Annotated in this window: 27 protein-coding genes; 11 read left to right on the top strand and 16 right to left on the bottom strand. The window is 66.8% G+C overall.

The genetic code is table 11. The features are described from left to right. Positions 1 to 103: 103 nt before the first annotated feature. The 4 genes from AC1DW4_RS08775 to pdeM are packed head-to-tail and all read left to right on the top strand — an operon-like array spanning position 104 to position 3,997. Positions 104 to 355 carry a type II toxin-antitoxin system Phd/YefM family antitoxin gene (locus tag AC1DW4_RS08775; protein ID WP_029417302.1) on the top strand — a complete coding sequence of 84 codons (252 nt, stop codon included), beginning with the start codon at positions 104 to 106 and terminating at the stop codon, positions 353 to 355. Continuing rightward, positions 355 to 771: a PIN domain-containing protein gene (locus AC1DW4_RS08770; protein WP_477016858.1), complete on the top strand. Its 417-nt coding sequence runs from the start codon at positions 355 to 357 to the stop codon at positions 769 to 771. Before AC1DW4_RS08775 ends, AC1DW4_RS08770 begins: the two co-directional genes overlap by 1 nt. Then, on the top strand, positions 768 to 3,257 hold the full coding sequence (locus AC1DW4_RS08765; protein WP_477016857.1) for a ligase-associated DNA damage response DEXH box helicase: 2,490 nt from the start codon (positions 768 to 770) through the stop codon (positions 3,255 to 3,257). The genes AC1DW4_RS08770 and AC1DW4_RS08765 overlap by 4 nt, the downstream gene beginning before the upstream one ends. Continuing rightward, positions 3,254 to 3,997, top strand: a complete 744-nt coding sequence (gene pdeM, locus AC1DW4_RS08760; protein ID WP_477016856.1) for a ligase-associated DNA damage response endonuclease PdeM — start codon at positions 3,254 to 3,256, stop codon at positions 3,995 to 3,997. The genes AC1DW4_RS08765 and pdeM overlap by 4 nt, the downstream gene beginning before the upstream one ends. On the opposite strand, the gene AC1DW4_RS08755 is transcribed toward pdeM, so the two are convergent. The 4 genes from AC1DW4_RS08755 to AC1DW4_RS08740 form a co-directional block, all read right to left on the bottom strand. Further along, entirely contained in the window at positions 3,994 to 4,413 is a 420-nt protein-coding gene (locus AC1DW4_RS08755) for a DUF3429 domain-containing protein (protein WP_477016855.1), read from the bottom strand. The genes pdeM and AC1DW4_RS08755 overlap by 4 nt on opposite strands. Next, entirely contained in the window at positions 4,410 to 5,219 is an 810-nt protein-coding gene (locus tag AC1DW4_RS08750; protein WP_477016854.1) for a TIGR02186 family protein, read from the bottom strand. The genes AC1DW4_RS08755 and AC1DW4_RS08750 overlap by 4 nt, the downstream gene beginning before the upstream one ends. After that, positions 5,216 to 6,142 carry a sulfite exporter TauE/SafE family protein gene (locus tag AC1DW4_RS08745; RefSeq protein WP_477016932.1) on the bottom strand — a complete coding sequence of 309 codons (927 nt, stop codon included), beginning with the start codon at positions 6,140 to 6,142 and terminating at the stop codon, positions 5,216 to 5,218. Before AC1DW4_RS08745 ends, AC1DW4_RS08750 begins: the two co-directional genes overlap by 4 nt. Before the next feature lie 97 nt (positions 6,143 to 6,239). After that, complete coding sequence (locus tag AC1DW4_RS08740) at positions 6,240 to 9,236, bottom strand: SEL1-like repeat protein (RefSeq protein WP_477016853.1); 2,997 nt, start codon at positions 9,234 to 9,236, stop codon at positions 6,240 to 6,242. A gap of 207 nt (positions 9,237 to 9,443) precedes the next feature. Here AC1DW4_RS08740 and AC1DW4_RS08735 point away from each other — a divergent pair, with 207 nt between their 5' ends. Beyond that, on the top strand, positions 9,444 to 9,653 hold the full coding sequence (locus AC1DW4_RS08735) for a hypothetical protein (RefSeq protein ID WP_477016852.1): 210 nt from the start codon (positions 9,444 to 9,446) through the stop codon (positions 9,651 to 9,653). A 73-nt stretch (positions 9,654 to 9,726) separates the two neighbouring features. Then, positions 9,727 to 10,236, top strand: a complete 510-nt coding sequence (locus AC1DW4_RS08730; RefSeq protein WP_477016851.1) for a pyridoxamine 5'-phosphate oxidase family protein — start codon at positions 9,727 to 9,729, stop codon at positions 10,234 to 10,236. Positions 10,237 to 10,302: 66 nt separating this feature from the next. On the opposite strand, the gene AC1DW4_RS08725 is transcribed toward AC1DW4_RS08730, so the two are convergent. The 12 genes from AC1DW4_RS08725 to AC1DW4_RS08670 all read right to left on the bottom strand — a co-directional run bounded on the left by AC1DW4_RS08725 (position 10,303) and on the right by AC1DW4_RS08670 (position 20,660). Further along, on the bottom strand, positions 10,303 to 10,602 hold the full coding sequence (locus AC1DW4_RS08725; protein ID WP_477016850.1) for a type II toxin-antitoxin system RelE/ParE family toxin: 300 nt from the start codon (positions 10,600 to 10,602) through the stop codon (positions 10,303 to 10,305). After that, on the bottom strand, positions 10,599 to 10,862 hold the full coding sequence (locus AC1DW4_RS08720; protein ID WP_477016849.1) for a type II toxin-antitoxin system ParD family antitoxin: 264 nt from the start codon (positions 10,860 to 10,862) through the stop codon (positions 10,599 to 10,601). Before AC1DW4_RS08720 ends, AC1DW4_RS08725 begins: the two co-directional genes overlap by 4 nt. A gap of 39 nt (positions 10,863 to 10,901) precedes the next feature. Beyond that, on the bottom strand, positions 10,902 to 11,816 hold the full coding sequence (gene argF / locus AC1DW4_RS08715) for an ornithine carbamoyltransferase (protein ID WP_477016848.1): 915 nt from the start codon (positions 11,814 to 11,816) through the stop codon (positions 10,902 to 10,904). 189 nt (positions 11,817 to 12,005) lie between these two features. Beyond that, complete coding sequence (locus tag AC1DW4_RS08710) at positions 12,006 to 13,187, bottom strand: acetylornithine transaminase (protein ID WP_477016931.1); 1,182 nt, start codon at positions 13,185 to 13,187, stop codon at positions 12,006 to 12,008. Between the two features lie 123 nt (positions 13,188 to 13,310). Beyond that, positions 13,311 to 13,643, bottom strand: coding sequence for a hypothetical protein (locus tag AC1DW4_RS08705; RefSeq protein ID WP_477016847.1), 333 nt, complete (start codon positions 13,641 to 13,643; stop codon positions 13,311 to 13,313). A 67-nt stretch (positions 13,644 to 13,710) separates the two neighbouring features. After that, positions 13,711 to 14,532: an ABC transporter permease gene (locus AC1DW4_RS08700; protein WP_477016846.1), complete on the bottom strand. Its 822-nt coding sequence runs from the start codon at positions 14,530 to 14,532 to the stop codon at positions 13,711 to 13,713. Between the two features lie 49 nt (positions 14,533 to 14,581). Beyond that, entirely contained in the window at positions 14,582 to 15,976 is a 1,395-nt protein-coding gene (gene lpdA / locus AC1DW4_RS08695) for a dihydrolipoyl dehydrogenase (RefSeq protein ID WP_477016845.1), read from the bottom strand. An 11-nt stretch (positions 15,977 to 15,987) separates the two neighbouring features. Further along, positions 15,988 to 16,353 (bottom strand): PIN domain-containing protein, encoded by a 366-nt coding sequence (locus AC1DW4_RS08690; RefSeq protein ID WP_477016844.1) that lies wholly within the window; start codon positions 16,351 to 16,353, stop codon positions 15,988 to 15,990. Next, positions 16,347 to 16,562 (bottom strand): ribbon-helix-helix protein, CopG family, encoded by a 216-nt coding sequence (locus AC1DW4_RS08685; RefSeq protein WP_477016843.1) that lies wholly within the window; start codon positions 16,560 to 16,562, stop codon positions 16,347 to 16,349. The genes AC1DW4_RS08690 and AC1DW4_RS08685 overlap by 7 nt, the downstream gene beginning before the upstream one ends. 60 nt (positions 16,563 to 16,622) lie before the next feature. After that, positions 16,623 to 18,311 (bottom strand): 2-oxo acid dehydrogenase subunit E2, encoded by a 1,689-nt coding sequence (locus AC1DW4_RS08680; protein ID WP_477016842.1) that lies wholly within the window; start codon positions 18,309 to 18,311, stop codon positions 16,623 to 16,625. 1 nt (position 18,312) lies between these two features. Then, a complete protein-coding gene (locus AC1DW4_RS08675) occupies positions 18,313 to 19,431 on the bottom strand; it encodes an alpha-ketoacid dehydrogenase subunit beta (RefSeq protein ID WP_477016841.1) in 1,119 nt (372 codons plus the stop codon). After that, on the bottom strand, positions 19,428 to 20,660 hold the full coding sequence (locus AC1DW4_RS08670) for a thiamine pyrophosphate-dependent enzyme (RefSeq protein ID WP_477016840.1): 1,233 nt from the start codon (positions 20,658 to 20,660) through the stop codon (positions 19,428 to 19,430). Before AC1DW4_RS08670 ends, AC1DW4_RS08675 begins: the two co-directional genes overlap by 4 nt. A 142-nt stretch (positions 20,661 to 20,802) precedes the next feature. Between AC1DW4_RS08670 and AC1DW4_RS08665 the strand changes: the two genes are divergently transcribed. The 5 genes from AC1DW4_RS08665 to rpsT all read left to right on the top strand — a co-directional run bounded on the left by AC1DW4_RS08665 (position 20,803) and on the right by rpsT (position 23,421). After that, positions 20,803 to 21,294 (top strand): Lrp/AsnC family transcriptional regulator, encoded by a 492-nt coding sequence (locus AC1DW4_RS08665; protein ID WP_477016839.1) that lies wholly within the window; start codon positions 20,803 to 20,805, stop codon positions 21,292 to 21,294. A 96-nt stretch (positions 21,295 to 21,390) separates the two neighbouring features. Further along, positions 21,391 to 21,858 carry a hypothetical protein gene (locus AC1DW4_RS08660; RefSeq protein WP_477016838.1) on the top strand — a complete coding sequence of 156 codons (468 nt, stop codon included), beginning with the start codon at positions 21,391 to 21,393 and terminating at the stop codon, positions 21,856 to 21,858. Further along, positions 21,855 to 22,073: a helix-turn-helix transcriptional regulator gene (locus tag AC1DW4_RS08655; protein WP_477016837.1), complete on the top strand. Its 219-nt coding sequence runs from the start codon at positions 21,855 to 21,857 to the stop codon at positions 22,071 to 22,073. Before AC1DW4_RS08660 ends, AC1DW4_RS08655 begins: the two co-directional genes overlap by 4 nt. Positions 22,074 to 22,113: 40 nt before the next feature. Further along, a complete protein-coding gene (locus AC1DW4_RS08650) occupies positions 22,114 to 22,902 on the top strand; it encodes an enoyl-CoA hydratase-related protein (RefSeq protein WP_477016836.1) in 789 nt (262 codons plus the stop codon). Positions 22,903 to 23,151: 249 nt separating this feature from the next. Then, a complete protein-coding gene (gene rpsT / locus AC1DW4_RS08645) occupies positions 23,152 to 23,421 on the top strand; it encodes a 30S ribosomal protein S20 (RefSeq protein ID WP_013270743.1) in 270 nt (89 codons plus the stop codon). The last annotated feature ends 439 nt before the right edge of the window (positions 23,422 to 23,860 follow it).

The following is a 23,860-nucleotide window of genomic DNA, read 5'->3' as shown; positions in this document are numbered from 1 at the left end:
GGAAGATAGCGATTGCGAAGTGGAAACGGAACGGGAACATTGGATTGACCAAATCCCAGACCTCTGTTATGGCCATCAACCATAGCTATAACGGGAGTTCGCCATGAGCTGGAGCGTCGCCAAGGCGAAAGACAACCTGTCCGAGGTGATCCGTCGGTCGAAGACAGAGGGGCCTCAGGAAATCTCCTCGCATGGGGAGGCGACGGCTGTGGTCGTGTCCGCCGAAGATTTTCAACGGTTGAAGGACCCTCGTGCGTCCCGTGACTTCAAGGACTGGCTTTTGAACGGTCCGTCGCTGGAGGGGGTCGATCTTGAGCGGGATCGACGGCCGGCCCGCGAAATCGATCCCTTCTGATGTATCTGCTCGATACGAACGCGATCAGCGAGCCCAAGCGCGCGCGGCCCGATCCCAACGTCGTACGTTGGCTGTCCGACCAACTGCTTTCGGACCTGCACCTGAGCGTGATCACCGTAGGGGAGCTTCGGCGCGGCATCGTGCGACTGGAGCCGGGTCGCCGGCGTGACGATCTCGACTTCTGGCTTGAGGATATGATCTTCCGTTACGACCAACGCATCCTGCCGGTCGATCTGGCGGTCACAGAGCGGTGGGCGTCCTTGGCCGAGGCCAACCGGGCGGCCGGACGCGCCTCGGAAATGACGGACGAACTGATCGCAGCCACCGCGCACGTCCATGGCCTGACCGTCGTGACCCGCAACGTCCGCCATTTCGAGCACAGCGGATGCCGGGTGCTCTCTCCGTGGAGCGAATGACGACGCTGCCCCCCCTATTCGCCGACTGGTTCGCCTCTCGCGGCTGGTCTCCCCGCAGACATCAACTGGAGATGATCGCCGCCGCAGAGGCCGGCTCGCACGCCCTGCTGGTCGCGCCGACCGGTGGCGGCAAGACGCTGGCAGGTTTTCTGCCCAGCCTGATCGACCTCAGCGAGCGCGGGCCCAGGCCGGCGTTCGGGCCCGGCAGCGGGATCCATACGATCTATGTCTCGCCGCTGAAGGCGCTGACGACCGACGTCGAGCGCAACTTGATGACGCCGATCCGCGAGATCGGGCTGAACATCCATGTCGAGAGCCGCACCGGCGACACCAAGACATCCAAGAAGCAGCGGCAACGCGAGTTTCCGCCAGACATCCTGCTGACAACGCCGGAGCAACTGGCCCTGTTCTGCGCCTGGGGCGGCGCGCGGGCCTATTTCGCCGACCTGAAATGCATCGTGCTGGACGAGGTCCACGCCATCTGGTCGGGCAAGCGGGGGGATCTGCTGAACCTCGGCCTCGCGCGGTTGCAGAGCTTTTCGCCGGGGCTGCGGCGGGTGGCCCTGTCGGCGACGATCGATGATCCCAGACTGATCGCGGAGTGGCTGGCGCCCGCCGGTGCCGAGGTGGCGATGGTGAAGGGCGACCCCGGGGCCGTCCCGATCATCGACGTGTTGGTGTCCGAGGGCCGCGTCCCCTGGGCCGGGCATACCGGCCAGCATGCGATCCCGGAGGTCTATGCGGCCATCCAGCGGGCGAACCTGGCCCTGATCTTCGTCAACACGCGCTGGCAGTCCGAGTTCGTGTTCCAGCAGCTGTGGGCCATAAACGACGAGAACCTGCCCATCGGCCTGCACCACGGCTCGCTGGCGGCCGAGCAACGTCGCAAGGTCGAGGCGGCGATGGCGCGAGGCGACCTGCGGGCCGTGGTCTGCACCTCGACGCTGGACCTCGGCATCGACTGGGGGGACGTGGATCTGGTCATCCAGATGGCGGCGCCCAAGGGATCGAGCCGCCTCGTCCAGCGGATCGGTCGCGCCAACCACAGGCTGGACGAGCCGTCGCGCGCCCTCATGGTCCCGGCCAGCCGGTTCGAACTGCTGGAATGCCAGGCGGCCAAGGAGGCCGTGGCCGACAACGCCTTCGACTGGGAGCCGCATCACATCGGCACGCTGGACACCCTGGCCCAGCACGTCATGGGCGTGGCCTGTTCGGAGCCGTTCGATCTGGACGCCCTGCATGCCGAGATCACGTCCTGCGCCCCCTATCGCGATCTGACCTATGAGGCGTTCGAGGAGGTGGTCGATTTCGTCGCCACCGGCGGATACGCGCTGCGCACCTACGACCGGTTCGCGCGGATCGTGCGGACGCCCGAGGGCAAATGGACCGTGCGCAATCAACTGATCGCCCAGCGGCACCGGATGAACGTCGGGGCCATCGTGGCGGCGGGGACGCTGAACGTGAAGGTCGCCTCGCGGCGTGGTGGCGCGTCCAAGCAGCTGATCGGCGGACGCAAGGTCGGCGAGGCCGAGGAGTGGTATTTCGAACAGCTCAGCCCCGGCGACACCTTCGTCTTCGCCGGGCAAGTCTGGGCGTTTCAGGGCATCAACGGCATGGACGCCCTGGTCACCCACGCCACCGACAAGGACCCCAAGATCCCGTCCTGGGGCGGGGCGCAGTTTCCGCTGGGCACCTCACTGGCCGCCCGCGTACGGGCCATGGTGCAGGACCGGGACCACTGGCGCGTCCTTCCCGTCGACGTGCAGGAATGGCTGGAGCTGCAGGACCAGCGCAGCCTGATCCCCGACGCCGACAGCCTGCTGATCGAGACCTTTCCGCGCGGCAGCCGCCATTTCATGGTGGGCTATCCGTTCGAGGGACGGCTGGCGCATTCGACCCTGTGCATGCTGCTGACCCGCAGGCTGGACCGGCTGGGCGTCGGGCCGCTGGGCTTCGTCGTCACCGACTATGCCTTCGCCATATGGTCCATCCGGCCGATGGACGGCTTGGACTGGGACGCCCTGTTTCAGCCCGACATGCTGGGCGACGATCTGGAGGCGTGGCTGGAGGAGAGCTTCATGATGAAGCGGACCTTCCGCAATTGCGCCCTCGTTTCCGGCTTGATCGAGCGTCGACAGCCGGGGGCCGAGAAGACGGGGCGTCAGGTGACCTTTTCGACGGATCTGATCTACGACGTGCTGCGCCGCCACCAACCCGATCACCTCCTGCTGAGAACCGCTCGATCGGATGCCGCCGCCGGGCTGCTGGACGTCGCGCGCCTGGGCCAACTTCTGTCTCGCATTGCCGGACATATCCGCCATGCCTCGCTGGAGCGGGCCTCGCCCTTCTGCGTGCCGGTGCTGGTCATGATCGGGCGCGAGCGGGTCGGCGGCGACGCGGCCGAGATGATCCTCGACGCTTCCGCCCAGGAGCTGATTGACGAGGTCATGGAGGATGCGCCTGCAGAACTGATGGGGGCGGCATGAACGCGGCGTTGAGGGAGGCACTGACCCCGGCGCGGCGGCCCTGCGGGTCGCTGTCCGTGCGGGTCATGGGCGAGCTGTGCGTGCTGCGGTGTTCGGGCGCGCTGTGGCTGCCCGCGCATTCGACGGTCGTGGCGGGCGACCTGCACCTTGAGAAAGGCTCGGCCTTCGCGGCGCGCGGCCAGATGCTGCCGCCCTACGACAGTCGCGCCACGCTGGATCGCCTTGAGGCGGAGATCGCGGAGTTGAGGCCCGACCGCATCGTCCTGCTCGGCGACAGTTTCCACGATTCGAAATCCATCGGACGGATGGCGCCCGATGACCGGGCGCGACTGGACCGGCTAGCCTTCGGCCGCGACTGGGTCTGGCTGGAGGGCAACCACGACCGCGAGGCCCTGACGGCGGCGGACGCGGACGCGATGTCGCGCCTGCCCGGCCGGGTCGTCGGCGACATGGCTCTTGGGGCGCTGTTCCTGACCCACGAACCGACACCCGACGCGCGGCCGGGCGAGGTGGCCGGGCATCTGCATCCCTGTGCCCGCGTGGTCGCTCATGCGCGGATGGTGCGCCGTCCGTGCTTCGTGACAGATGGGAAAAGGCTGATCCTGCCGGCGTTCGGGGCCTTTACGGGGGGGCTGAACGTGCTGGACGCAGCGATCGCCGGGCTGTTCACGGAGCGGCCGATGGCGGCGGCACTGGGCAAGGACCGCGTCCATGCCCTGGCCTGGGCGGGGCTGGTCTAGAGCGCCGTCAGGACAACGCCGAGACTGAGCACCGCGCCGATGGTCGCGACGATCCGCAGGTTTCGATACCAGGACGGCGCGCCCCGATAGTCCCAGACCAGCATGAAGACCAGGCCGAAGATCAGCACCAGAAGCTGGACCGCATACGGCACGCCCGGCAGGAAGGTCAGCCAGGCGGCCACGGCGGGCAGATTGCTGGCGATCAGGGCGCCGACCTTCGGCTCCGGCCCGGCCAGCGCGCTGCCCCAGCGCGCGCCGCCCAGGAAGGACAGGATGATCGCTCCATAGGCAGCCAGAGGCCCGACCCACAAATCTCCGGCCTCGGGTCGCATGACGAACAGGGCCGCGCAGCCGACGAAAGGGATCAACCCCGCGAGCGCCAGGGCCCAGGCCACGATCCGGATATTTCGCATCATCCCCTCCTGAACACCCGGCTGGTGCCGTATCCCATGGCCAGCGCCAGGAAGACGCACAGCACGCCATAGGTCCACGGACGGCGGTGGGCGAACTCGTAGACGTCGCGTTCGAACCCGACCTTTTCCACCGTCAGGGTCAGGTTGGACACGCCGGCCGGCTCGCCGTCGCGGAACAACCAGACCTGGGCGTAATAGGGCCCCGTGGGCGCGGTCGCCGGAAGTTTGACCTCCGCGCGGAACAGGCCCTTGTCGACGAAGGTCACGCCATCCGGATCTGTATCGTAGAGGGCCGCCTCCTCCCTCAAACGGATCACGGCGCGGCGCCAGTCGAGGTAGTCCTCGCCCAGCCTCGAGATGACCACGTCGCGAACGCCATAGCGGGTGACGGTGCGGCTTTCCTCGGGCGCGTCGATGCGCAGGTGATCGACGCCGACGCCCAGACGGCGCAGCTGGCCGAAGTCGGCGATGTCGCTGAGCGGTCGGGTGGAGGCCGTCATGTAGAAGCCGGGTGCCCCCTCGAACAGGACAGGGCGGCTGTTCAGCCACACGCCGGTGTTGCGCGTCTTCTTGACCAGACGAACGGGCGCGTCCGGCCCGCGGACCACGACCACCACGTCGGTGGGATCGTCGGTCGGATTGAACACCGCGCCGTAAAGCACCAGCGTCGCGCCGCGAAAGCTGGAATCGACCTTGACCTGGGCATCGGTCAGGGCGGCGGCCACGCGCAGCTCGGTCGCCGTGGCCTCGGAGCGTTCCGGGGCGGGCGCCTCGATCACAGGCGGCGGGGGTGGGAGAGCCTGGATCACCGGTCGGAAATCCCGGGGGCCAGCAGGAAGATGTCGTGGGGTCGGACGAACAGGCTCAGACCCATCTGGATGCCGACGAACAGGATCAGCAGGCCCAGGGCGGCGCGCAGAACGTCCGCCCGGAAACGACCCGCGAAACGTGCACCCAGCTGCGCCCCGATCACGCCGCCGGTGAGCAGCAGGGTCGACAGAACGATGTCGACCGTCTGGTTGCGGCCCGCCTGCAGGATTGTGGTGATGGCGGTCGTGATGATGATCTGGAACAGGCTGGTGCCGACGACCACGCTGGCGCGCATCCGCAGGGCATAAAGCATGGCCGGCACCAGAATAAAGCCGCCCCCGACGCCCATGATGGCCGACAGGACGCCCGCGAAGACGCCCAGGCCGAACGGGGGAATCGCGCTGATGTAGAGGCCGGATTTCGGGAAGCGCACCTTCCACGGCAGACCATACAGCCACAGCGGTCGGCGGCGCTCCTTGTGGGGCGCGACCTCGCCCCGATGGCGGCGCAGGATTTCGCTGAGGCTTTCGTAGAGCATCAGAAGCCCGATGGCCCCCAGCAGCAGCAGATAGGACAGGGCCACGACCAGATCGGCCTGACCCAGCAGACGCAGGTAGCGGAACAGCTCGACCCCGCCGATGGCACCGGCCGCACCGCCCCCGGCCATGATCGCCCCCATCCGGTAGTCGACGGCGCCCTGGCCCGAATATCGGATCACGCCGGAGGTGGAGGAGGCGACGACGTGGCTGGCCTGGCTGGCGACGGCGACGACGGGCGGGATTCCCAGGAAGACCAGCACGGGGGCCATCAGGAAACCGCCGCCGATGCCGAACAGTCCGGACACGAATCCAACCAGCGCCCCCAGCAGGACCAGGAGCGGCCAGTTCACCGAAACCTCGGCGATCGGCAGATAGATCTCCAAAGGGCGGGCCTTCGGCTGGAACAACAATGCAAGGCGCCGGAAGGCGAGTGCGGGTGTCTTAACCGGGCGACCCGGTGAGGGCCACCCGCATCATGCGTCAGGCGAGCGGTTCGGTGGCGAAGGCCTCGGCCTGGGCGCGGGCCGTCTGGCGCTGGGCGGCCGGAATGGTCGGGGCCAGCCGGTCGACCGCGGCCTGGGCCTGGGGGTCGCCGGCGCGGGCGGCGATCAGGTACCAGCGATAGGCCTGGGTCGGGTTGGGCGCGATGCCCTCGTCGCCGTTCTCGTAGATGCGGGCGACGTTGTACTGGCTGTCGACCAGGCCGCGATTGGCCGCCTTCTTGAGCCAGTCCAGGGCCTCCACGCGGTCGCGCGATCCACCGACGCCGTCGAACAGATACATGCCATAGGCGTGCATGCCGGCAGCATCTCCGCCTTCGGCCGCGCGCCGGGCCCATTGTCGGCTCTCGGACTGGTCGACCGTCAGGCCCGTGGAACCGGTCTGATAAAGACCCGCCAGCTTCAGCTGCGCCTCGGGATGACCCAGATTGGCGGCGCGGGTCAGCGTCTCGACACCCGCCGGATCGTTGCGGTCCAGCTGCTCCAGCGCCTGGGCATACAGGGTCTGGGCCTCAGTCGCATCGACAGGGGCCGCATCCACCGTGCCGTCCGTAGGCGTCAGGGCCAGGGCGGCGATCGGCGTCGCCTCTGCATTCGACGAGGAAAGGCCGGTCAGGCGAGCCACATCGTCGAAATCGTAGCCGGTGGCGCGCCCGGTCGCCCACAGGCCGCCGACGACCGCCATGCCGGTGACGGAGGCGATGAAGGCCTTCTTGACCGTGCCGTCGCTGCGCTGGGCCTGTTTGTCCAGCCGCTCCTGCAGCTTGGATTTGCCACCGCGCTTCAGTCCCAGGCCGAAGCTGGCCCGCGGTGCCGGCTCGGCCGGGGCGACGTTCATCGCGGCGCGCGCGGCCTCGATGGTGTCGCGGGTCGAGGCGGAGCGTCCGGCGGCCGCGCCCGCCGCCATGCTGGCGCGCATCCGGCGCGGATCGACGAATTCGGTCTCGGCCGAATACTCCTCGATACCGTCATCGTAGAGCCGGGCGGGAGCGGCACCGCCGGCTGCGACCGTTCCGCCGAAAGGCTCGGGCTGAGCCTCGACATCGGCGATCGCGTCCAGGGCGTCGGACACGTCGGCACCGCCGTAGCTCCCGAACGGACCGCCGATGAACGGCGCGGGCTGACCCGGGGCGGGGTCTTCCAGCACGGGGTCGGCAACGGCCGCTTGCGGCTCTACCGGTTCGAACCGGCGCGGCAGACTGTCGAAACTCTCTTCCGGGGCAACCGTCTCGGAGGGGGCCTGGGGGAAGGGTTCCAGATCGGCGGACAGGGGGTCGATCGACCAGCCGTCGGCCGGGGCGTCGGACCCGGAATCGAACCGGTCGTCCGGGAAGGCGGCGGCGCGCCAGTCGGGCTGCACGAACTCCGATGCGGGCGTGGCCACCACCGGCGGCGCGACGGGTTCGGGCTCCGGCAGCGGTGCCGTCGCGACCGGCTGCGCCAGGCGGTTCTCGAGCGTCTCGCGAGCCTCGGCCAGAAGGCGTGAGGTGCGTTCCTCGGACAGGCGCATGCGCTCGGCCAGTTCGCCCGAAGCCCGGTCGTAGCGTTGCTCGACCCGGTCCGAGCCCTCGGCCATGCGACGGCCGATATCCTCCAGCGCCTGGGCGGACTTGCGTTCGGACTGGGCGATGCGGTCGGCGAGACGGTCGGAAATCCGGGTGATCTCGACGCCCAGCTTTTCCAGGGCGATGGAATGCTGGTCCTCGGCGCGGGTCAGACGCTGTTCGACGGCCTGACCGTAACGACCCATGTCCTGTTCGATCTTGGCCGAGATCGTGCGGGTCAGCGCCGCTTCGAATTTTTCCAGCCGCGCGTCGCCGACCGTCTCGATCCGGTCGACACGGGTGTCCAGGTTCTGGGCGATGCGCAGGACCTCGCGGCCCATGGCCTCGATCCCCTGGGCGGAGCGCTGCTCGGCGGCACGCGCCTGTTCGCTCAAGCCCTGGACGGTGGCCTCGATCCGGCTCATCCGGCCTTCGCTCTCGGCCGTTTCGAGGCGACGCATCATCTCGGTGCGGTTGGTCTCGACCTGGCGCGACAGGGTCTCGGCCAGCTTCTCGAAGCGGGCGGCCTCGCGCATGCCTTCGGGCTCCACCCGCGTCTCGGCGGCGCGCAGGCGCTGATCCAGCCCGGCGAACGAGCGCTCCAGATTGCGAAGCGCCTCGGACGTCTGGTTCTGGGCCGCGTCCAGCCGCTGCCCGACCTGGGCCAGAAGCTCTGTGCCGACACCGGCGCCGGCAGCCTTCTCGACCGCCTCGATGCGCTGGATCAGGGTCTGGCCCGCAGCCCGCTGGCGCTCCTCGATGTCGTAAAGGCGGCTGGTCAGGGCGGCGACGGCGGTGTCGGTCTTGTCGAACCCGTCCAGGCGCTGGCGGACCTCGGTCAGGCCGGTGCGCTGACGCTCCTCCATGTCATAGAGACGGCCCGACAGAGTGCCCAGCGCCTGCTCGACCTTGCTGAGGGTCTCGGCGGACTTGGGTCCGACCTCGCGCTCGAAGGCCCGCAGACGGCGGTGTCCTTCCTTGAGTTCGTCGGAGATGTCGTCGATGCGGCGACCGTACTGACCCGCCTGCTGATCCTGCGCCTCCATCCGGCGCACCAGGCCGGACACGGCCTGGTCCACGCCCTGGATGGCGATCGTCGAGCGGCGCTCGGCGGCCTCCAGACGGGCGGCGATCGCGTCGACCGAGGCGGCGACACGCTGCAGCGTCTCGTCCGGCGCGCCGCGATAGGACCGATCCTCGGGCTCGTAGGCGTCGTCCAGGCGGCGCGAGCGGCCGCGGCGATCGAACATCTCGGACGCATGCGGGCGGCGCGGCAGGGGCTGGACCCCGTCGTCCTCCTCGCCGTCCTCCATGATCATGGTGTTGAGCCATTCGCCCAGCGTCATGCCGGATCGGCGCGCCAGATCCTTGGCCACCTCACGCGCCTTCGGGTCTATGCCCTTTACGCTCCAAGGCGCGGCGGCTGCGCTCACTGATTCGGCTCCCGACCCATTTGGCCACGCTAATCGCCCATATCCGGGGTGTAAACGTGTGGTTAACCCCAACATCTAGCGGACCATCCATTCTCCTGTGGACAGGGTTCGCCAGATCGAAATCTGTCGCCCGATCGTGGTTAACGGGGCGTGAAGATTAACCTCTCGGCAAGGGTTTCGCTTGCCGGGGACGGACGGCTCGCCCACATGACGGCCGTGTCCCTGACCCTTACCCTCTGGCTGCTGGCGGCCGCCCTGATCGTCGCCGTGTTCGCCGGATGGCGCGGCGCGAGGCCCAGCGATTTCCTGCGGCCCCGCATGGTGCCGTGGCGGTTCATCATGCTGCTGGCGGGGACGGCGACCTTCCTTCTGCTTGTGCATCTGGGCGCGCTGGCGGGCTTCACCCGGCCGTCATGACGCACCCGGCTTGAGGGAACGGTGTCGCGGCTGGGCGGTTAAAGCGGCCGACCCATTCGCCAAGGAGCACTCCATGTCCGACAAGACCCTGACCGCCGACGAGGCCAAGGACCATTTCTGGAAGGCCCTGAAGGAGTCCAACACGGGGCTGCTGGGACTGGACCAGCCCGGCTATCACGCCCAGCCCATGACCGCCTTCCGCGAGGAAGAGACCGGCACGATCTGGTTCTTCACCCGTGACGACACCGATCTGGCCAGGGATGCCGGGATCGGGGGCGGCCAAAGCGCCATGTTCCATTATGGATCCAAGGATCAGAAGGTCTGGGCCTGCATCCACGGCGAACTGTCCGTGCACGGCCAGGACCGCAGCATCATCGACCGCTACTGGAACCCGGTGCTGGCCGCCTGGTATCCCGAGGGCAAGGACGATCCGCACCTGACCATCCTGCGCTTCGACGGCGACGACGGCCGCGTGTGGGTTTCCGACGGTAGCCTGCTGAAGTTCGCCTTCGAGATCGCCAAGGCCAACATCACCAAGACCGTGCCCGACGCGGGCGGCGTGGCGGACGTGAACCTGCAGTAGGTTCGACGATCTAAGAGACAAAAGGGCATCGCCTCGCGGCGGTGCCCTTTTTCATTGTCTTCCTGCTCAGGGGTCCGGGAAGAGTAGCGGCTCGTAGTCATACGCTCCGTGGAGCACGTGCAGGATCACGACCGCATCCGGCTCGTTGCGATAGAAGATCAGATACGATCCATGCACACGTCGCCGGACGCCGAACGTCTCATAGCGCGCCACCAGTGGATATCGCATCGGCCCCTTGCCGATGTCGCGGGCCTTCGCGAGCAGTTCGGCGACGAAGGACCGCGCCCGCCGTGGACTGTCGGCTGCGATATGATCGCCTATGGCCTGAAGGTCGCTCAATGCCGACTGCGTCAGCGTAACCTTCAACGGGCAGCAGCCTTGGCCTCGCCGCCGAAGCGTTCATTCAGTAGACGGGCGGCTTCATCGATGTCGACGGTTCGCCCGGCGTCTGCGTCCGCGATCCCTCGCTGGAGTGCTGCATCGAGCGCCGCCAGGCGGGTCTCGCGCTCATGGATCAACCGGACACCTTCACGCATGACTTCGCTGCGGGAGTTGTAGCGGCCGTCGGCGACGAGACGCGTGACGACGCCTTCCAGCTGCCGGCCGAGATCGACACTGCTCGCCACCAGAAACCTCCAAACGGGTTCGTCAGGCGATAATAGATATCACTCTGCGAAGCACCAGGCCAGCACGGCCTTCTGGGCGTGGATGCGGTTTTCGGCTTCGTCCCAGACCAGCGACCTGGGTCCGTCGATCACAGCGTCGGTGACCTCCTCGCCGCGGTGGGCGGGCAGGCAATGCAGGAAAACCGCGTCGGGGTCGGCCAACTCCATCAGCGCCTCATCGACCGTGTAGCTCTCGAAGGCATGCAGGCGCGCCTCGTAGTCGCTGTCGCCCATCGACACCCAGGTGTCGGTGACGACCACGTCCGCCCCGCGCACGGCGTCCTTGGGATCACTGGTCAGGGTCACGGCATTGCCGCCCTTGGCCAGGTCGTGGAGGTTCGGATGATATTCCGCCGGACAGGCCACGTTCAGGTGGAAGCCCAGCTTGGGTGCCGCATGCATGAAGCTGTGGCAGACGTTGTTGCCGTCGCCGATCCAGGCGATCGTCTTGCCCTGGATCGGCCCGCGCTGTTCCTCGATCGTCATGATGTCGGCCAGGATCTGGCACGGGTGGCTGCGGTCGGTCAGGCCGTTGACCACGGGCACGGTGGCGATCCGGGCGAACCGCTCGACATCCTCATGGCTGTTGGCCCGGATCATCACCGCATCGACCATGCGCGACAGGACCCGCGCCGTGTCCTCCACCGGCTCGCCCCGGCCCAGTTGCATATCGCCGGCGTTGGCGATGATCGACGACCCGCCAAGCTGCCGGATGGCGGCGTCGAAGCTGAACCGCGTGCGGGTCGAGTTCTTCTCGAAGATCATCGCCAGCACACGATCCTTCGCGGGCGCATCGGCATCGATCCACCCCTGGGGCCTGCCCTTGCGAGCGGCCTTGCGGGCGTGGGCGTCATCCAGGATGGCGCGCAGATCGGCGGCGTCCAGCCGGTGGATGTCGAGGAAGTGGCGGGTCATGATCGATCTCCTCCCTCTCCCGCCGGGAGAGGGCTTGAGCGCCCGAGAGCCGTCAGGCGATCGGACTTGCGCGAAGGGGTGAGGGGTTACGGTGCCAACCGGTGAGGGCAAAACCCCTCACCCTTTCGGCTGAAGACGCATCGCTTCGCTCTGCGAGCCTCAAGCCCTCTCCCGACGGGAGAGGGAGGCTCACGCCGCCGCCTTCATCTTGCCCCGCGCACCTTCGCAGGTCCGCTCCAGCCGTTCGACAGCGTCGCGCGCCTCTTCCAGCGTCAGGTTCAGCGGCGGCAGCATCCGCACGCAGTTGTCGCCACCGCCGGCGATCAGCAGATGCTGTTCGTCGCGCGCCCAGCCCATGAACTCGCGATTGTTCGGCTTGAGCTTCAGCCCGATCAGCAGGCCCTTGCCGCGCACGTCCTCGATCACGTCGGGGAAGCGTTCCTTCAGCCCGTGCAGCTGCTGCTTCAGGTAGCCGGCGATCTCGTTGACGTTGCCCAGGATCTCCGGGGAGTTGATCGTCTTGAACGCGGCCAGACCCACCGCCATGGCCAGCGGATTGCCGCCGAAGGTCGAGCCGTGGGCACCGACCGTCATTCCCTTGGCCGCCTCGGTCGTGGCCAGGCACGCCCCGATGGGAAAACCGCCGCCCAGCGCCTTGGCAACCGCCATGATGTCGGGGGCCATGCCCGCCCATTCATGCGCCCACAGCTTGCCCGACCGGCCCATGCCGCACTGGACCTCGTCGAAGATGATCAGGACGCCGTGTTCGTCGCACAGTTCGCGAAGCCCGCGCAGGCAGACGTCGGGCATGGCGCGGCACCCGCCCTCGCCCTGCACCGGCTCCACGATGATGGCGGCGGTGTTGGGTTCGGCGATAGCGGCCTTCAGCGCCTCGTGATCGCCCCACTTCAGCTGGTGGAAACCCTGCATCTTGGGGCCGAAGCCCTCGGTATAGCTGGGGTTCGCGGCCGCATTGATCGCGCCGTAGGTCCGGCCGTGGAAGGCCCCGTCGAAGCCATAGATGTCGATCCGTTCCGGCTGGCCATTGGCCGAGTGATATTTGCGCGCCGTCTTGATCGCGCACTCGACCGCCTCGGTGCCCGAGTTGGTGAAGAAGACCACGTCGGCGAAGCTGGCTTCGGTCAGGGCGTCGGCCAGTTCCTCCTGGCCCGGAATCCTGAAGATGTTGGAGACGTGCCACAGCTTCTCGGCCTGGGCCTTCACCGCCTCGACCAGCACGGGGTGGGCGTGGCCCAGGCCGTTGGTCGAGATGCCCTGGACGCAGTCCAGATACTCGGTGCCGTCTTTCGCCCACAGACGCGCGCCTCGCCCGCGATCCACTTCCAGCGGCGCGCGATTGTAGACACCCATCAAATGACCGGACACGGACGTACCTCCAAAAGAAACGAAGCCCCGGCGCGGGTGCGACGGGACTTTTTCAGGAGCGTGGGTTGTCGGACGGGGGCGGGGGTGTGTCAACACCGCGTCGCCTTACTAGTGGCTACTACGGCTCTTGCCGATGGCAGCAGCCAGGCCGCCTAGGCTTGAGGTTAGCAGCCCAAGAATAAGGAACGGTGCAACCAGTAGGACGGCCTGCCACCAATCCCAGCCCCAGCCCTTAGTGGCGCCGATATAAGCTACGATCGTGCTGCCAATCGTGCCGAACGGGATCATGTTCAGCACCGCGAACACAACGATTGCGCCGATCCAGTTCCAACCGAGCCAAACCTCGACGCCAGCGGCAAACGCGAGGAGCTGCGCAACGCCCAAAACCAAGTTCAAGACGATGAGAGCCACAGGACCCATAGCTAACAGTTTATCGCTCATCCCAATCCCGAATTAGCTCTCGCTAGAGCCTGCAGGATCTATAGCTAACTGTCTAGCTTAGGGTTGTCTAACTCTTCAACCGCCAGCCGGACCGGAACACCAGCCAGCAGGCCACGGCCATGACGATCGTCAGCACGCCGCTGCCGATCACGCCGATCAGCAGGCTGCCCTCGGCATGGCCGATGAAGCCGTAGCGGAAGCCGTCGATCAGATAGAAGAAGGGGTTCCAGTGGCTGATGGCCGCGAACGGGCCCGGCAGGTTCTCGACCAGATAGAAGGTGCCCGACAGGAAGGTCATGGGCATGACGACGAAGTTCTGGACCGCCGCCAGCTGGTCGAACTTCTCGGACCACAGCCCGGCCAGCACGCCGATCATCCCCATCAGCAGCGAAGCGATCAGGGCGAAATAGACGATGGCCAGGATGTTGAAGACGCCCAGCTTCGTGAACCAGACCACCGCCAGAGCCGTCACCGCACCGACCGCCAGGCCCCGCGTCGCCGCGCCCAGCGAAAAGCCGATGGTCAGTTCCAGCGGGCTGAGCGGGGGCGTCAGGAAATCGGTGGCCGTGCCCATGATCTTGGCCTGGATCAGGCTGGAACTGGCATTGGCGAAGGCGTTGTTCAGGATCGCCATCATGACCAGCCCGGGGGCCACGAACTCGGCGAAGGGCGTGCCGTGCAGCGGCGGCCGCGCCCCCTTCAGCGCCACCACGAACACCAGCATGTAGAGCAGCGAGGTGACCACGGGCGCCGCCACCGTCTGTGCGCCGACCTTCCAGAAGCGGCGGACCTCGCGCAGATAAAGCGTCTGCACCCCGATCCAATTGACCCCCGCATAGTGGCGCGGGGTCGGCAGGCCGGAGGGGCGGGTGGAGGCAAGATCGGTCATGCGCGCTCAGATGCGCGGGCGGGGTCCGGGATGCAAGGGCTGCCTTCCATCAGATATGGATGGCGTGCCCCAGAGCTCTAAGCGACGCCTCGTGGAAGGCCTCGCCCAGCGTCGGGTGGACGTGAATGACGCCCGCGACGTCTTCCAGCACCGCGCCCATCTCCAGCATCTGGGCGAAGCTGTTGGACAGTTCGGCGACGTGCTGGCCGACGGCCTGGACGCCCAGAAGACGGTGATCCGCCTTGGACGCCAGCACCCGGACGAAGCCCCCGTCCTCGCCCGCCTCGATGGCCAGGGCCCGGCCTATGGCGGCCAGCGGGAAGACGGCGGTGATCACATCGTCGCGGCCCGCGACGTCGAGCGGCCCCAGGCCCGCCGAGACGATCTCCGGCTCGGTGAAACAGACGGCGGCAATGGTGACCGGGTCGAAGCGTTTGTGGTGACCCGCGATGATCTCCGCGACCACTTCCCCTTGCGCCGAGCCCTTGTGGGCCAGCATGGGTTCGCCGGTCAGGTCGCCGACGGCCCAGACGTTCTTCATCGAGGTGGCGCAGCGGTCGTCGATCCTGACGAACGGCCCGGCCATGGCCACGCCCATGTTCTCCAGACCCCAGCCGGCGGTGCGCGGACGACGGCCCACGGTGACCAGCACCTTATCGGCCTCTAGCTGCACCGGCTCGCCGTCCTTCGTCGTGATCGACAGCTTGCCGTCCCCGAACCCGCCCGCGCGGGCGCCCAGGTGCATCTCGACGCCATGGTCGGTCAGCCACTTCATGACCGGGTCGGTCAGGGCCTTGTCGTAGAGCGGCAGGATGCGCTCGGCCATCTCGACGATGGCGACCTGGGCCCCGAGCTTGCGATAGGCGATGCCCAGCTCCAGCCCGATATAGCCGCCGCCGACCACGACCAGCTTGCCCGGCACCGCGTCCAGCGACAGGGCCTCGGTCGAGGAGATGACGTCGCCGCCGAACGGCAGGAAGGGCAGCTCGACCGGCTCCGATCCCGTGGCCAGGATGACGTGTTCGGCCGTGATCGTGATCGGACCGTCCTCGGTCTCGACGCGGCAGGTCTTGGCGTCCTGGAAGGTCGCCCAGCCCTTGATGACCTTGACCTTCGCCTTCTTCAGCAGGGCCGCGACGCCGTTGTTCAGTTTACGGACGATACCGTCCTTCCAGGCGACGGTCTGGGTGAAGTCGATCGCCGGTTCCGACGCCGTGATGCCCAGCGTCCCGTCGCCGGCGGCCTTGGCGACCGTCTCGAACTTGCCCGCCGCATGGATGATCGCCTTGGACGGAATACAGCCGACGTTCAGGCAGGTCCCGCCCAGCCCGTCCGAGCCGTCCACCAGCACAGTCTCCAGCCCCAGCTGGCCGCAGCGGATGCCTGCGACATAGCCCCCGGTACCGGCGCCGATGATGAGGACTTTGGTTTTGATCTGCTGCATTGGATAACTCGTCAGAGAACGTAGGGCGCGCGGACACCCGGCTCATCGGCCGGAAAGTCCTTGGTGTTGCGGGTGACCAGCAGGCGGCCGGTGGTCTGCGCCGTCGCCCAGATCACCGCGTCGGGCAGTTTGAGCCGTCGCGACTGGCGGATGGACACGGCCTGCTCTGCAATCCGCCCTTCCAGTCCAATGATCGTATAGCCGCCGAGGTAGAGGCGCGTTTCTTCGACCAGACCGGCTCCGGCACCGGCCATGACCTCGATCCAGGTCACGACGCTGATGGCGCGATCTTCATATCGGTCGATCTCTGCATCCGCTTGCGGCACGGCATTCAAATGGTCGATCAGAATATTGGTGTCGAAGAGCGCTGCTACCATTCGCTGCGAAGTCGCTCCTGGTAGGCGAGACCATCTTCACCATTCTTGCCCCACAGACCGAAACCGTCCTTCACGGCCTGACGCTTGTTTCGTACGACATAGTCGTCGATGGCGGCGCGGATGACCGCTGCGCGCGGACGCTTTTCGTGTTTAGCGAGAGCATCCAGCGCAGCGACCTGAGCTTCGTCGGCGTCAACAAGAATACGCATCGAATCCTCCTTGATATACGTTGCGTATATCACATAGCGTCGCGCAACAGAAGGTCCAGCTCACCCCATCCACAACGTCGCAGGATGCTCCAGCAGCCCCTTGATCCGCTGCACGAAGACCGCCGCGTCGTGGCCGTCGACGATGCGGTGATCGAAGCTGGAAGACAGGTTCATCATCTTGCGCACGACCATCTGGCCGTTCCGGACCACGACCCGTTCCTCGATCTTGTTGGGGCCGACGATGGCGACCTCCGGGTGGTTGATGATCGGGGTGTGGACGACGCCGCCGAGCGTGCCCAGCGAGGTGATGGTGATGGTCGAGCCGGACAGCTCTTCACGCTTGGCCGAGCCGTCCTTGGCCGCACCGGAAACGCGCGCGATCTCGGCTGCGGTGGCGTAGGGGTCGAGCGCCTCTGCATGGCGGACGACCGGGACCATCAGGCCATTCGGCGTCTGGGCGGCGATGCCCAGATGCACGGCGGCGTGCTGGGTCAGGACGCCGGCCTCGTCGTCATAGGTGGCATTGATCTGGGGCTGGTCGCGCAGGGCCACGACGATGGCGCGGGCGATGAAGGGCAAGACGTTGAGCTTGCCCTTGCCCGTCGTCTTGGCCTGGGCGTTCAGGTGAGCGCGCAACTCTTCCAACGCCGTGACGTCGATCTCCTCCACATAGGTGATATGGGGGATGCGCCGGACGCTCTCGGCCATCTTCTCCGCGATCTTGCGGCGCAGGCCGATGATGCGCACCTCGGTCGTGCCATCGGCCTTGGCATAGGTCGACGACGATGACGTTCCGTGTTCGGACGGACCACGCGCGCCGTGGGCGACGAAGGCATCCAGATCGCCGTGCTCGATCCGTCCGGCGGGGCCGGAGCCAGGCACGAACTGCAGTTCCAGACCCAATTCGCGGGCGCGCTTGCGCACGGCGGGCGAGGCCAGGGGACGGACGCCGGGGGTCTGGGCGGTGCGGGCGACGGGTGCGGACTTGCCCCCCTCCCCCGCTTCGCGGGTACTCCCCCCGACGGGGGGAGATTTGGTGGGGACAGCCGTGCGCGATCCTCCCCCATCGGGGGAGGGGGACCGCGAAGCGGTGGAGGGGGCCGGAGCGGATGCGGCTTTCGCCGGAGCAGCCGAAATGTTGCCCGCGCCTTCGACGTCGAAGCTGACCAGGGCACCGCCCACCGGCGAGGCCCTGCCGACCTCGCCGTGCAGGGCCGTGACGACGCCGGCGACGGGCGAGGTCAGTTCGACCGTGGCCTTGTCGGTCATGATCTCGGCAAGGATCTGGTCCTCGGCGACCGTGTCCCCGACCGCGACGTGCCAGGCGACCAGTTCGGCCTCGGCCGTGCCTTCGCCGACGTCGGGCAGTTTGAAGACGTAATTGCCGGCTGCGGCGGAAACCGGTGCAGCCTCGACCGTCTCTTCGGCCTCAGGCGCTTCCAGAGAAGGCGCCGCCTCTGGCTCTGCGACCGGGGCAGGCGTGGCCTCGGCGGAAGCATTCCCCGCGCCCTCGACCTCGAACTCCACCAGCGGGCCGCCGACCGGCGACATGACGCCGGGCTCGCCGTGCAGGGCGGTGACGACGCCGGCGACGGGCGAGGTCAGCTCGACCGTCGCCTTGTCGGTCATGATGTCGGCCAGGATCTGGTCCTCGGCGACGGTGTCGCCGACCTTGACGTGCCAGCCGACCAGCTCGGCCTCGGCCGTGCCTTCACCGACGTCGGGCAGTTTGAAGACGAAGCGACCCATCTCAGCGCCCTCCCATCATCACGGATTTCAAGGCGGTCGCGACCCGTTCCGGACCCGGGAAATATTCCCACTCGAAGGCGTGCGGATAGGGCGTGTCCCAGCCGCAGACGCGGGTGACGGGCGCTTCCAGATGATAGAAGCAGCGTTCCTGGACCAGGGCGGACAGCTCTCCTCCGTACCCGGACGTTTTCGGCGCCTCGTGCACGATGACGCAGCGGCCGGTCTTCTTCACCGAGGCCTCGATGGTCTCGATGTCGAGCGGAACGAGGCTGCGCAGATCGATGACCTCGGCGTCCACGCCCGCGTGCTCCGCGCCCGCCAGCGCCACCCAGACCATGGTACCGTAGGCCAGGATGGTGACGTCCGAACCCTCGCGCATGACGCGGGCCTTGCCGATCGGCTCGGCGTATTTGCCGGTCGGGACCTGGGCCAGGTCCTGGGCCTTCCACGGCGAGACCGGCTTCTGGTGCCAGCCGTCGAACGGGCCGTTGTAGAGGCGCTTGGGCTCGAAGAAGACGACCGGATCGTCGTCCTCGATCGCCGCGGTCAGCAGTCCCTTGGCGTCATAGGGGTTGGACGGGATGACGACCTTCAGGCCCGCGATATGGGTGAACAGGGCCTCGGGGCTCTGTGAGTGCGTCTGGCCGCCGAAGATGCCGCCACCATAAGGGCTGCGGATCGTGATCGGCGAGGTGAACTGGCCGCCCGAGCGGTAGCGCATCTTGGCCGCCTCGCTGACGATCTGGTCGTAGGCCGGATAGATGTAGTCGGCGAACTGAATCTCGACCACCGGCCGCAGGCCATAGGCGCCCATGCCGATGGCTGCGGCGACCAGGCCGCATTCGCTGATGGGGGTATCGAAGCTGCGGGTCAGGCCGTGCTTCTGTTGCAGCTGGTCCGTCACGCGGAACACGCCGCCGAAATAACCCGCGTCCTCGCCGAAGCTGAGGACGTTGGGATCCTCGGCCATCTTGACGTGCAGGGCCGAGTTCAGGGCCTGGATCATGTTCATGGGCACGACGCCGCTGTCGGGCGCGACCGAGGCGGGGGCCTCCGTCTGATCGACCATGTCGGGGGCGATGCCGTCGTGCTGATCGGCCTCGGAATAGACTTCGCTCATACGCCCACCTCCCGGCGCTGTTCGGTCAGGCGCCAGTCCTCGGTCGCGAAGACCTCCTCGAACATCGTCTTCACGCTGGGGCGCGACTGTCCCAGGGTGCCGATGGCCTCGGACTCCTTGCCGGCCGCGCGGACCTGCGCCACCGCATCGGCCTCGGCCTCGGCCTGAGCCTCGTCAGACCACTCACCGAGCGCGATCAGGTGCTGTTTCAGCCGCAGCACCGGATCGCCCAGCGGCCATCTCTCGTGCTCGTCGCCGGGGCGATAGCGGCTGGGGTCGTCGGAGGTGGAGTGCGGCGCGCCGCGATAGGTGAACAGCTCGATCACCGTCGCGCCCTGGTTCGAGCGGGCGCGCTCCTCGGCCCATTGCGTCGCGGCCCAGACGGCCAGGAAGTCGTTGCCGTCGACGCGCAGCGCCGGCAAGCCGTAGCCGATGGCCTTGGAGGCGAAGGTGGTCTCAAGCCCCCCCGCGATGCCCTGGAAGGACGAGATGGCCCACTGGTTGTTGACGATGTTCAGGATCACGGGCGCGCGATAGACGGCCGCGAAGGTCAGGGCGTTGTGGAAGTCGCCTTCCGCCGTCGCCCCGTCGCCAATCCAGGTGATGGCGATCTTGTCGTCGCCCTTGTAGGCGCTGGCCATGGCCCAGCCCACGGCCTGCGGCACCTGGGTGCCCAGATTTCCGCTGATCGTGAAGAACCCATAGTCCTTGGCGGAATACATGATCGGCAGCTGGCGGCCTTTGATCGGGTCGCTGGCATTGGAATAGATCTGGTTCATCATATCGACGAGCGGATAGCCGCGCGCGATCAGCAGCCCCTGCTGGCGATAGGTGGGAAAGCCCATGTCCTCGCGCGACAGGATCATCCCCTGCGCGACCGCGATGGCCTCCTCGCCCGTGCACTTCATATAGAAGCTGGTCTTGCCCTGGCGGTGGGCGCGGTGCATCCGGTCGTCGAAGGCGCGGGTCAGGATCATGGCCTTCAGACCCTTCTTCAGGGTCTCGGCGTCCAGGCGCGGGTTCCACGGGCCGACGGCATTGCCCTCATCATCCAGCACGCGGACCAGCCGGAACGCCAGGTCCAGCATCTGGACCGGGCGCGCGTCGACGGGCGGGCGATCGACCGCGCCCGCCGCATCCAGCTTCAGGTGGCTGAAGTCCGGCGCATCGCCGGGACGACCCGAGGGTTCGGGCACGCGTAATGAAAGCGGCTGGGTATTCCTGGTCATTCCATCCTGCCGTTCGGTTGATCCGACCGCACTCTTGGCGGCTGGATAGCATGGGCGCGAAATCAAGGCTCGCCTATTTTCGCCTTGCGTCAAGCGGTATTGGGGTTATTTATTGCGCAATAACGATAAAGGGAGAAACGCATTGGCCGACGAACTGGATCCGATCGACGCGCGAATTCTGGACATCCTGCAGCAGGATGCCGGATTGTCCGTCGCGGATGTGGCCGAGCGCGTGGGCCTGTCGGCCTCGCCCTGCTGGCGCCGGATCAAGAGACTGGAGGATAGCGGCCTGATCCGCAAGCGGGTCACCCTGCTGGACGCCGCCCTGCTGGGTCTGGACTTCGAGGTCTATGCCATCGTCAAGCTCAGCCTGCCGTCGCGCGAGAACCTGGATGTCTTCGAGGCCGCCGTCGCCACCTGGCCCGAGGTGGTCCAGTGCGCGACCATCACGGGGCGCGAGGACTATGTGCTGCGCATCATCACCTCCGACATGCATGCCTTCGACAAATTCCTGCGCGACAAACTGCTGACGCTCGGCATCGTGTCGGACTGCGAGAGCCATATCGTGACGCGCGGCGTGAAGAACGTGACGACCCTGCCCCTGGGGATCATCACCCCCCACGTGGCCCACTGATGTCGGCTTAATCCGACACAGTGTAAAAAATACTGGACATAATGTCCGATCTATAGGACACGGCTCTCGTCGCATCGTCGTGACGGGAGGGTCGCCATGTCGTTTCGTGAAAAGCATCTGTGGATCACCATCTTCGCCACGGTGGTGGTGTGGGCGGTCTATTTCCGAGAGCTGGCGGTACGGCTGATGCACGGCTGGATCGACGATCCCCGCTTCGCCATGGTCATGGGCGTGGGGTTCGCGGGGGCCCTGTTCGTCCTGGTCGTGATCGAGGTGGTCCTGACCCTGTTCGCCACCTTCACCACGCCCAAGGTCGATCGCGAGACCCGGGACGAGCGCGAGATGCTGGCCGCCTACAAGGGCAGTCACATGTCCCTGATGATGCTGATCGCCCTGGTGATCTGCCTCGGCGTCGCCCTGTGGTTCAACGGCCTGTTCCGCCACGCCATCCTGAACGGTCCCGGCGCGATGGTTGTGCTGGCCAATGTGCTGGTGGCCTGTGTGGTGGTGTCGGAGCTGACGCGGTTTTCCCTGACGATCTATTTCTTGCGGCGCGGCCGGTGACCAAGGCCCCGCCGCCGATCCGGAACCGTATCCGCGAGTTGCGCTTCCACGCCGGGGAGATGACCCAGGCTGACCTCGCGGCCCGGATCGGCATGACCCGCCAGACCATCGTGGCCATGGAACAGGGCAAATACTCCCCCAGCCTGGAGGCCGCCTTTCGCATCGCCGACGTGTTCGGGGTCGAGATCACCGAGGTGTTCCAGTGGGACGGGTGACGCGGTAGACCCTGCGGCCTGACGCAAGGAGCCCCGCCCGATGACCGACACCTACGCCAACCTGCTGATCGAGCGGCATGCCGACGGCTATGCGGTCGTCACCCTGAACCGGCCCGAGGCGCTGAATGCACTGAACGCGGCGTTGTTCGCGGATCTGGCGGCGTTTCTGGACGCCGTCGAGCATGACGACACGGTCCGCTGCCTGATCCTGACGGGATCGGGGGAAAAGGCCTTTGCCGCCGGGGCCGACATCAAGGAGATGGCGGACCAGACCTATGCCCAGATGTACACGGGCAATTACTTCGCCCTGGGTCACGACCGCATCGTCCGGTTCAGGAAGCCGATCATCGCGGCGGTCAACGGTTTCGCCCTGGGCGGCGGATGCGAACTGGCCATGCTGTGCGACTTCATCGTCGCCTCGGACAAGGCGAAGTTCGGCCAGCCCGAGATCAACCTGGGCGTCGCGCCCGGCATCGGCGGCTCCCAGCGGCTGACGCGGCTGGTCGGCAAGTCCAAGGCCATGGACATGGTCCTGACCGCCCGGATGATGGACGCGGCCGAGGCCGAACGCGCGGGCCTGGCCTCGCGCGTCTTCCCCCACGAGACCCTGCTGGACGAGGTCCGCAAGATCGCCGCGAAGATCGCCGCCCAGAGCCCGCTGGCCGTCATGGCCAACAAGGAGATGGTCAACGCCGCCCTGGAGACGACCCTGACGCAGGGGGTCCAGTTCGAACGCCGCCTGTTCCACTCCCTGTTCGCCTTCGAGGACCAGAAGGAAGGCATGGCCGCCTTCGTCGAGAAGCGAAAGCCGGAGTTCAAGGGGAGGTAGGTTCTAGGGATTGGGGATTAGGGATTAGGGATTAGGGACTAGGGACTATGGATTAGGGATTAGAAAAGGGCCTTGAGGCGATCCGAGCCGTGGAAGATGCAGCTTTCTGCCCTAATCCCTATCCCCTAATCCCTAGTCCCTCGCGTGGCACTTGCCCCGCGCACCCCCTTCCGCTATAGCCGCCCGCTCTTGAAGATTTCCGCGCCGTGGACGGGGTGTCCGCGGCGTTTCCGTTGATAGGTTCTGACGATGGCCAACAATCCCGGCGCCAAGAAAGCGATCCGCAAGATCGCCGCGCGTACCGAAGTGAACAAGTCGCGCCGCACCCGCGTCCGCACCTTCCTGCGCAAGTTTCAGGAAGCCGTGACGGGCGGCGACGCCGAAGCCGCCAAGGGCGCTTTCGTCGAGGCCCAATCCGAGCTGATGCGCGCCGTGACCAAGGGCGTGGTTCACAAGAACACGGGCTCGCGCAAGGTGTCGCGCCTGCATGCCCAACTGAAGAAAATGTCGGCCGCCTGACGCCTATAGGTAGGTCTACCTAAACAGGCCCGCAGACGATCCGTCACGGGCCTGACACACGAAAAGCGAACGATTTCAACGGCGAGTGAGCACCAGCTTACTCGCCGTTTCGCCGTGTGCGGATAAGTTGTCGCTGGGGAATCCACGCTCGCCGAACAGGCGAAACCCGGATTTTCCCAAGCGGGATTTACCTTTAGCGGAGTCAAACAATTTAGTTCGCGAATCGGCTTCGAATCAGCGTTGACCCCCGCCCCGCCCGGCGTAAGTTTTGGGCTCTAACGCACTTCCATCCAGCACGGATGAAGACGGAGCGGGGGCGAACCCCTGCGCCGGCGGGAGACGTCTGTCCGCGAGGTCGCCCCGCCCGAAAAGCGCATGCTTTTCGGGGCAGGAGAACGCGTCCCTCGGACAAGGGCCTCCCGGCGTGGCGCGCAACCGT

The organism is Brevundimonas sp. P2_A6 (assembly GCF_056404975.1).
Note: the sequence above shows the minus strand (reverse complement) of the source record. Positions and strands in the feature narration are given on the sequence as shown.

Excerpts from the sequence above, each read along its gene's own strand:
- AC1DW4_RS08650 (WP_477016836.1), top strand. The coding sequence starts at position 22,114 with ATGACCGACACCTACGCCAACCTGCTGATCGAGCGGCATGCCGACGGC.
- pdeM (WP_477016856.1), top strand. The coding sequence starts at position 3,254 with ATGAACGCGGCGTTGAGGGAGGCACTGACCCCGGCGCGGCGGCCCTGC.
- AC1DW4_RS08735 (WP_477016852.1), top strand. The coding sequence starts at position 9,444 with ATGACGGCCGTGTCCCTGACCCTTACCCTCTGGCTGCTGGCGGCCGCC.
- AC1DW4_RS08755 (WP_477016855.1), bottom strand. The coding sequence starts at position 4,413 with ATGATGCGAAATATCCGGATCGTGGCCTGGGCCCTGGCGCTCGCGGGG.
- AC1DW4_RS08770 (WP_477016858.1), top strand. The coding sequence starts at position 355 with ATGTATCTGCTCGATACGAACGCGATCAGCGAGCCCAAGCGCGCGCGG.
- argF (WP_477016848.1), bottom strand. The coding sequence starts at position 11,816 with ATGACCCGCCACTTCCTCGACATCCACCGGCTGGACGCCGCCGATCTG.
- AC1DW4_RS08700 (WP_477016846.1), bottom strand. The coding sequence starts at position 14,532 with ATGACCGATCTTGCCTCCACCCGCCCCTCCGGCCTGCCGACCCCGCGC.
- rpsT (WP_013270743.1), top strand. The coding sequence starts at position 23,152 with ATGGCCAACAATCCCGGCGCCAAGAAAGCGATCCGCAAGATCGCCGCG.
- AC1DW4_RS08705 (WP_477016847.1), bottom strand. The coding sequence starts at position 13,643 with ATGAGCGATAAACTGTTAGCTATGGGTCCTGTGGCTCTCATCGTCTTG.
- AC1DW4_RS08765 (WP_477016857.1), top strand. The coding sequence starts at position 768 with ATGACGACGCTGCCCCCCCTATTCGCCGACTGGTTCGCCTCTCGCGGC.
- AC1DW4_RS08730 (WP_477016851.1), top strand. The coding sequence starts at position 9,727 with ATGTCCGACAAGACCCTGACCGCCGACGAGGCCAAGGACCATTTCTGG.
- lpdA (WP_477016845.1), bottom strand. The coding sequence starts at position 15,976 with ATGCAGCAGATCAAAACCAAAGTCCTCATCATCGGCGCCGGTACCGGG.
- AC1DW4_RS08680 (WP_477016842.1), bottom strand. The coding sequence starts at position 18,311 with ATGGGTCGCTTCGTCTTCAAACTGCCCGACGTCGGTGAAGGCACGGCC.
- AC1DW4_RS08675 (WP_477016841.1), bottom strand. The coding sequence starts at position 19,431 with ATGAGCGAAGTCTATTCCGAGGCCGATCAGCACGACGGCATCGCCCCC.
- AC1DW4_RS08660 (WP_477016838.1), top strand. The coding sequence starts at position 21,391 with ATGTCGTTTCGTGAAAAGCATCTGTGGATCACCATCTTCGCCACGGTG.
- AC1DW4_RS08775 (WP_029417302.1), top strand. The coding sequence starts at position 104 with ATGAGCTGGAGCGTCGCCAAGGCGAAAGACAACCTGTCCGAGGTGATC.
- AC1DW4_RS08690 (WP_477016844.1), bottom strand. The coding sequence starts at position 16,353 with ATGGTAGCAGCGCTCTTCGACACCAATATTCTGATCGACCATTTGAAT.
- AC1DW4_RS08685 (WP_477016843.1), bottom strand. The coding sequence starts at position 16,562 with ATGCGTATTCTTGTTGACGCCGACGAAGCTCAGGTCGCTGCGCTGGAT.
- AC1DW4_RS08670 (WP_477016840.1), bottom strand. The coding sequence starts at position 20,660 with ATGACCAGGAATACCCAGCCGCTTTCATTACGCGTGCCCGAACCCTCG.
- AC1DW4_RS08710 (WP_477016931.1), bottom strand. The coding sequence starts at position 13,187 with ATGGGTGTCTACAATCGCGCGCCGCTGGAAGTGGATCGCGGGCGAGGC.